Source organism: Mycobacterium sp. (genome assembly GCF_036488105.1).
Classification (GTDB): domain Bacteria; phylum Actinomycetota; class Actinomycetes; order Mycobacteriales; family Mycobacteriaceae; genus Mycobacterium.
In genome coordinates this window covers 1-6,552 of the sequence record NZ_DASXHW010000257.1, presented here as the reverse complement: position 1 = coordinate 6,552, position 6,552 = coordinate 1, and the positions used below count along the sequence as shown (strand labels likewise).

Genomic DNA, 6,552 nt, shown 5'->3' with positions numbered 1-6,552 from the left:
ATCGGCCAGGCGATCGGCCTCGCCTCCTCGCCGACCGTGGACCCGGAGGCGATGGAGCCGCCTGGACTTCCCGTCCCCGCCGACCCCGCCGCGGTATCCCTGTTCACCGCCCACCGGGTGAACGAGATCGGGCACAAGCTCACCCATGCCTCGCAGCGGATGAAGGCCGCACGGGACGCTACAGGGGACCTGAGGAAGTACCACGCCTCTCTCCTCGCCGGGCACCTGGAAGCAGCTCTGAGGGCCGGGCACGACCTCGCGGCGAACCTGCGTGACCACTACCCGGACGAGGCCGGGGAACTGGAGGCGGTGAAGGACGCGGTGGGGCTCGCCAAGGCGGTCAGCGACGACGCCAAGAGCGCGACCACGGCCCATTTGCTCGAAACCAGCCTCCACGAGCTAGCCCATGCCAGTGAGCACGCCAAGGCGATTACAGAGGACACGCCGGACGACGAGTGGAGCTTCAACGCCGACCACGCGGAGAAGCACCTCGGCGGGGCGGCTGAGCACGCGGGGAAGCTCCGGCAGCACCTCGCGGACAACTACCCCGGCGAGGCGAAGTGGCTAGCCGGGCTGGGCGCGGCTGAGTCGCCAGCCGAGGACGGCGGCGGGAAGCAGCACGCCAGGTACGCCAAGGCTGACGGCGGGACGATCACGGCCCAGTTGGCGAACGCGGAGGCGGTGAGCGGGCAGGATCGCCTGGCGGTGCGCCCAAAAGTCCCTAGCGGGACGATTACCGGGCAGTTCCTCCTGACGGGGGATGGCCACGGGCACCACATTCCCGGAACGCCATTCGACTGGCGGCACCCGTGGGTTCCCCTGACCCCGGTCGCCGCGAAGTCCCACTTCCACGGCAAGGTACCGGACAGATGGCACCAGGAGTCCGCCAGCCGCGCCTCCGGCCTACAGCGTGCCGCCCCCGAGTCGGACCTGACCGATGAGGCTGAGACTGCCGTGAAGAATTTCGCGGCACAGGCGCACGCCGTCGTCCCGGGGATGCTCGGCGGCGGCCGTAGCGACTGGAACGGCAAGGTCGCCCTGTTCAACGCCAAGGACAGGCCGGCTGTGGCCGCGTACATGGGCTGGGACGGGACCATGGGGTTCCAGAGGGAGCTCGCCGAACGGCTCACCGAGAACACCAAGGGCGTGAAGGTAACCGATCCGGTAACCGCCTTCATGCCGCACATCGATGTCTTGCACGAACTGATCCACGGCACCGTCCCCGCCGGCGGTGAGTCAGCGGAGTGGAAGGCGCTCCCCGCGGGGCACCGGACGGCGCTATCCGCGTTCAGTCACATGGACAAGGGCAACCCGACAGGCGGGGCAACCCCGACGCTGCACACCCTCGCCGATGCCCGCGAGCGCGACACTGGCATCTCGCAGGACACGATCGACGACCTCGCCAGCCGCGGCCTCCTCGCCCGGTCGCCGACCACGAGCAGTACCTACAACCCCGAGACCGGGCAGTCCACGCCACCCGTGCACTCATGGCGGCTCACTGCCGCAGGCCGGGACACCCTCCCGTCCGCGCCGCAGACCCATGAGATGCACAAGGGTGCCTACCAGGACCCGCAGAACGCCGCGATCGAGGAAGGGTTCACCGAGCTCGGCGCCGTGCACCACGCACCGGAGTTCCTGACACAGATGGGCGTCGGCGACCAGGAGACCGGCATGATGTCCGTCACCTCCGCCGGGCGTCCCCGGGAGGAATTCGACAAGACGGACCTGGCGGCACGGAAGGACGAGATCGCGAAACTGGCCGCGCAGGCGAACGAGGCGACGAGCGCATCCGCTGAGCTTCAGTTGCGGATGGCCGCGAGGGAGATGGGCAAGGCATCGCCCGATGTCGGCTCCGTGATCGAGCACCTGTCTAAGGCGCACCTCGCCGCGAAAGACGATGGCCTCAAGGGCGGGATCTGGCAGGCGATGGGCGAGCTGAACCTCACGCCGAGCAAGGTCAGGCGTGCCACCGTCGCCGAGTACGCCGAGCATCTCCGCGACCCGGACCGGATCGCCAAGGGCGAGGCGTGGGGCCACTACGGGTGGCAGACCGCCGCTGCGCAGCAGTGGGTGCTCGACGCGGCGAAGGCTGAGCGCAAAGGCCCGAAATCGCAGCGGGTGCGGGAACTGGCTGATGAGATCAACAGGGAAGGCGTCGGCGGGAAGGTGCCCGCGATGGCCAGGCAGGTGATCCGTGCGGCCGGCGTTGACCCGGACAAGTTCCAGGGTGCTCCGCTCGCGGCACTAGAGACCCGGATTCAGCGGCAGTGGGCGAAAGACCCGGCCGGGGCGGAGGCCTCGCCGTGGAAGTCCGCCATGGCGGTCGTGCGACAATACGACCGTGAGCATTGACCTGACCCCGGAAGGAAAGCGCGCCTACGAGATCCTGCGGTGGGTACAGGAAAATCCCGCCGACCGGGCCAAGGCGGCACAGGGGAAGGTGAATGACCTCGCCCGTCCGCTGCTGGACGACCCGGGCAAGGCGCAGGCGCTGCGCGAGGTGCAGGACGCGGGGACGACGCTGGCCCGGATCGCAGATGCCCTCTAGCCTCGCGTTACCGTCCGCATGGACTGCCGGGCCTCCCGTGCCCGCTTCCGGCATAGCGCCTCCACGGAATCCCGCACCTTCTGGGGCACTTCGTTCCCGCCGTCGATGCCCGCCACGTCGGTCTTCCAGATGGACGACGCCCAGACCCTCCCGTCGGGGTTCACGTCCACGTCGACGTCGACCCGTAGTTCGTGAACCTCAAGCCCGCGGTACCGCACCCGTGCGTTGCGCGGCCAGTCGCTTCCGGCGCGGAAGTCAGCCTGCCCGCCGTCAGCAAACCTGACCGTGACCACGGGACCATCTTCGTGCCGGTGCGGAACGTAAGCACCGTCCGGGTACGCCGTGCTCGCGCCGCCCTTCGGCAGCGCGGCGTCAGTCATCATCGTGTTCTTCCTCGAACGCTTCTGCGAAGCACTGAACGAACGCCTTAAAGTTCTTGACCGTCACGGGCCGCTTGAAGCCGAATCGCTCGGGGTCGCGTACCTCGGTTGCCGCCGTCCCCTGGAAGGCCAGCGGGTTTCCCATGCCGTCGCCCCACTGGATCGAGTGCTCAGCGCTACCGTGCCGACTGCGCCAGCCGAACCGGAACATTCCCAGTGCGCTCGTATTTTGCAGTTGGACCGTCATGGCCGCCCCTCCCGGGAGGACCATCCTCCCGACACTCCTAAGTGTAGCATCATTATGATGCTAGCGGCAAAGTGATGCTACCCTCATGCCATGGTTAAGCAGATTTCGCTGCGGCTCCCCGACGAGTTGCACAAGCAACTGAAGGCGGCGGCAGAGCGCAACGTCCGGTCGCTGCACGCGGAGATCATCTGGCGGCTGCGGGAAATGGAACCGGCGCGAGAGAAGGGGCAGAACCCCGAACAAGCTGGCGAAACGCGGTAAAATACCAGGCGAAAGCTTAATAGCGCCATGGGTCCTCGGAGGGTGCGGCTAACACCCCCCGAGGCACTCGTCTCAGCCTTATCTTGGAAGGCCTCGACATTGCCCAATGGTAGTAGGGCGCGCTTGGCGTGCCCTCAATACCCCCGCGCGTGCTGCTGATGGGCTGCCATGCGACCCCGCAGCAGTGCCGCGCCGAGCACGTGGCCGCGCGCCTGTCCGGCGTCCAACGGGACGGCACCGACTGGGAAGCCGCATGCCCGTCCTGCAATCACGGCGGCTTCCGCATCTCCCAGCCCGACCGGACCCACTACCGGAGCATCTGGGCGTGCGCGTGCCGCAGGTGCAGGTGCGACAAGGGCGCGATCCGCTCGGCGCTTCTCTCGCTCGGCGTCCGCCCTGCCTGCCTCGGCTCCTACGCGCTCAGCGCCCCGGCCGCGCCCGACCCGATGGCGGCGGCGGCACTGAGGGAAGCGGTCGACCTGATCCTTAGCTGGCCCGGCCTTGACCCTGCGCGGATGCGGCTCATCCTCGCCGAGGCCAGAGGCGACGCGTTCCCCGAGAAGTACGGGGACTTCGCGAGGTTCGCGCAGGGGATCGGCATCGGGCGGCGGCACTCGTACAACCTTGCCGCTGAGTTCTGTCGTCCTCCGGACTCGTCCTCCTGCCCGGAGGGGGAGGTCGTTGACACCGAGTCGTAGTCCCCTCGGCGGAATCTTGTCAACTCGCGCAGGTCATTTGTGCACCCAGTGCACTCGGCAGTGCAACCAGTGCACACGTCAAGGGGAGGCACCTCTGATTTGGCTTAGGCGCGAGTGCACTCATTGCACAACGGACATTCCGGGCACGTGAGAGGCCGGGCACTGTTAGCGGCGCGCTGACGTGCCCGGCCTCGCCTGCAAACTCTACCGTTTGCACGTGCATTTGCTCCGTGCATCTGCAAGTGCAAGGCGCTAGTCTGTCCTCTAAGCGTGGCGCGCTGACAGGAAGGAACCGTTGTCGGCGTCCCTTGACCTGGCCGCGCCCAAGCTCGGCAGCGGCGCGCGCTTCAAGAAGCTGTCTGGTGCCCTCGCCAAGCGCGGCGCGAGCAACCCCGACGCCCTGGCCGCTTACATCGGCCGCAAGAAGTACAGCGCCGGCGGGATGGCCAAGCTGTCGGCCGGCAAGTCCCTCGCGAACGCCGACGCCGGCCTTTACCTCGCGGTCACCACGAAGGACGACCAGGGCCAGACGCTTGTCTGCCCCGAGTGCGACTACTCCGGCCCGGCGGACAGCTTCGGCGCGAACGGCGCGAGCCTCCAGCCCAAGCCCGAAGACCTCCGCACCCCCGCCCCCGGTACCGGCTCTGTCCGTGACGGCGTCCCGCTGACCGTCAAGGGAAACGCCGCCCACGCCCTCGCAGGCGACACCCGCAGCGCCGTCGAACTCGCCACGGGAACCGTCCGCCGCCCCATCCAGGGACCGATGGACGTCCTCGTGAAGCGGCAGCCGGACGGCACCGCGGTCCTGCGGCACCGCAACGGCGGCGCGGAGATCGCGCACATGCGCAGGACCGACGACGGCAAGTGGGTCGCGAAGATCAACGGCCGTGACCTCACCCCCCGCGACCACCAGCGCACGGCGTTGATGGAGGCGGTGGGGACGTGGAACGGGGCGATCAAGGGCGCCGTCCGGCCGCAGACCCCGCCGCTCCAGCCTGAGCCGCAGCAGACCCCGCTGATGGCCGAGTACGGGATTCCGGCGATGCGGTCGGCCGGGTTCGCCACGCCGACCGTCGGAACGAGTGACGGCCCGCGCATGACCACGGCGGCCAGCGCGGGCAGCGACAGCGCAGACGACGGAGACGGCGGCACCGACGCGAACGGCTTGTCCCCGAAGGGGCAGGCCATCTACAAGAAGCTGCTCGCCAAGGGCTTCCCGCAGGCGCGGGCGCTGGCGTTCGCGAAGAACTCGGAGAAGTTCACCAAGAAGGCCGCGGCCTGACCGATGACCGGCCTCGTCCTTACCCCGTTCACATCCGCCGAGGCGGTGGAGCTAGGCAACCGGCTGTGGCGCAAGAAGGTACTGCCGATCGGCGAAGTTGAGTACAAGGGCCGGATGCTCCACTTCACCAGGGACTACCTCGGCCGCCTGGTGCAGTCGTTCAAGTCCGGCGCCTACGACGACGTGCCGTTCCAGCTCGCCACCGACGACAACGCGCACACCAATAACCCGGAGCGGACCCGCGGCCACGTCACCGGCATGGAACTCACCGACGACGGCCTGTACGTCACCGCGGAAGTCACCCCGGCGGGCGAGCAGGTGCTGACCGAGAACCCGAAGCTGGGCATCAGCGCCCGGATCGTCGAGGACTACGCCCGCTCCGACGGCAAGCACTTCCCGGCCGCGATCCAGCACGTTCTCGGCACCCTCGACCCGCGGATTCCCGGCCTGGGCGCGTGGCAGGCGATCGAGGCCGCCAACCCGGAGGCGGACACGGTCCTTGACCTGTCCGCCGAGTCCTTCACCGGCGAGCAGCCGAAGGCCGACCGCAAGGCCGCGAAGAAGGCCGCCAAGGCAGCCAAGCAGGAAGACACCGCCAGCGGCGACGCCGGCACTGACCCGGAAGGGACGGACGCCGTGCCCGGACTCGGCAACTTCACCGAAAAGCAGAAGGCGAAGCTCTCGAAGCTCCTCGACCTGCCCGACGACCAGCTTGACGCCCTCGCGGCGGGGGGCGTGGTGCTCACCCCCGACGAGGTGAACGCGATGGTCGCCCCGGACGCCGAGGACGAAGGCGAAGACGGCACCGAGGACGAGGGCGATGACCTCGTCGCGCAGATCAACGCCATGACGGACGAGGAGCTTGCCGCCCTTGAGGCCGAGTTCAACGCCGAGACCGCACCTGAAGCCGAGGCGCCCGCCTTCCGGCCGAACATGCCGGAGGGGGAGCCCGTGGGAGCAGGACTGACCGCTGAGGCCCAGTTTGCGATCGACCTGGCCAACGCGCGGCAGGAAGAGACCGCCCGTGAGCTGGCCGTGGTGACGGCGCGGCTGCGCGAGGAGGACTACCAGGCGGAGAAGCGGCGCCTCGCCGACTCCGGGGTGCCTCCCTATATCACCGAACTGGCGCGTCCCCT

At 68.7% G+C, this 6,552-nt stretch carries 8 protein-coding genes; 6 read left to right on the top strand and 2 right to left on the bottom strand.

What is annotated here, in order from left to right; all coding sequences use genetic code 11:
* Both VGH54_RS13405 and VGH54_RS13400 read left to right on the top strand, forming a co-directional pair.
* Positions 1-2,352 (top strand): hypothetical protein (locus tag VGH54_RS13405; protein ID WP_331512500.1); only part of this gene is annotated, 2,352 nt, incomplete at its 5' end.
* Positions 2,342-2,548, top strand: a complete 207-nt coding sequence (locus tag VGH54_RS13400) for a hypothetical protein (RefSeq protein ID WP_331512499.1) — start codon at positions 2,342-2,344, stop codon at positions 2,546-2,548. The genes VGH54_RS13405 and VGH54_RS13400, both read left to right, overlap by 11 nt.
* On the opposite strand, the gene VGH54_RS13395 is transcribed toward VGH54_RS13400, so the two are convergent.
* Both VGH54_RS13395 and VGH54_RS13390 read right to left on the bottom strand, forming a co-directional pair.
* Complete coding sequence (locus VGH54_RS13395; RefSeq protein WP_331512498.1) at positions 2,545-2,931, bottom strand: hypothetical protein; 387 nt, start codon at positions 2,929-2,931, stop codon at positions 2,545-2,547. The two genes, VGH54_RS13400 and VGH54_RS13395, sit on opposite strands and share 4 nt — an antisense overlap.
* Complete coding sequence (locus VGH54_RS13390; protein WP_331512497.1) at positions 2,921-3,175, bottom strand: hypothetical protein; 255 nt, start codon at positions 3,173-3,175, stop codon at positions 2,921-2,923. Before VGH54_RS13390 ends, VGH54_RS13395 begins: the two co-directional genes overlap by 11 nt.
* A gap of 90 nt (positions 3,176-3,265) precedes the next feature.
* Between VGH54_RS13390 and VGH54_RS13385 the strand changes: the two genes are divergently transcribed.
* The 4 genes from VGH54_RS13385 to VGH54_RS13370 all read left to right on the top strand — a co-directional run.
* The gene (locus VGH54_RS13385) at positions 3,266-3,436 is read left to right on the top strand and encodes an Arc family DNA-binding protein (protein WP_331512496.1); all 171 of its coding nucleotides are present in this window, start codon (positions 3,266-3,268) and stop codon (positions 3,434-3,436) included.
* 149 nt (positions 3,437-3,585) lie between these two features.
* Positions 3,586-4,134 (top strand): hypothetical protein, encoded by a 549-nt coding sequence (locus VGH54_RS13380; protein ID WP_331512495.1) that lies wholly within the window; start codon positions 3,586-3,588, stop codon positions 4,132-4,134.
* Positions 4,135-4,429: 295 nt separating this feature from the next.
* A complete protein-coding gene (locus tag VGH54_RS13375) occupies positions 4,430-5,416 on the top strand; it encodes a hypothetical protein (protein ID WP_331512494.1) in 987 nt (328 codons plus the stop codon).
* A 3-nt stretch (positions 5,417-5,419) separates the two neighbouring features.
* The coding region (locus tag VGH54_RS13370) for a hypothetical protein (protein ID WP_331512493.1) at positions 5,420-6,552 on the top strand (1,133 nt) is incomplete at its 3' end.

What these genes read in the sequence shown, in the direction of transcription:
- VGH54_RS13385 (WP_331512496.1), top strand. Translation starts at nt 3,266, where the DNA reads ATGGTTAAGCAGATTTCGCTGCGGCTCCCCGACGAGTTGCACAAGCAA.
- VGH54_RS13395 (WP_331512498.1), bottom strand. Translation starts at nt 2,931, where the DNA reads ATGATGACTGACGCCGCGCTGCCGAAGGGCGGCGCGAGCACGGCGTAC.
- VGH54_RS13390 (WP_331512497.1), bottom strand. Translation starts at nt 3,175, where the DNA reads ATGACGGTCCAACTGCAAAATACGAGCGCACTGGGAATGTTCCGGTTC.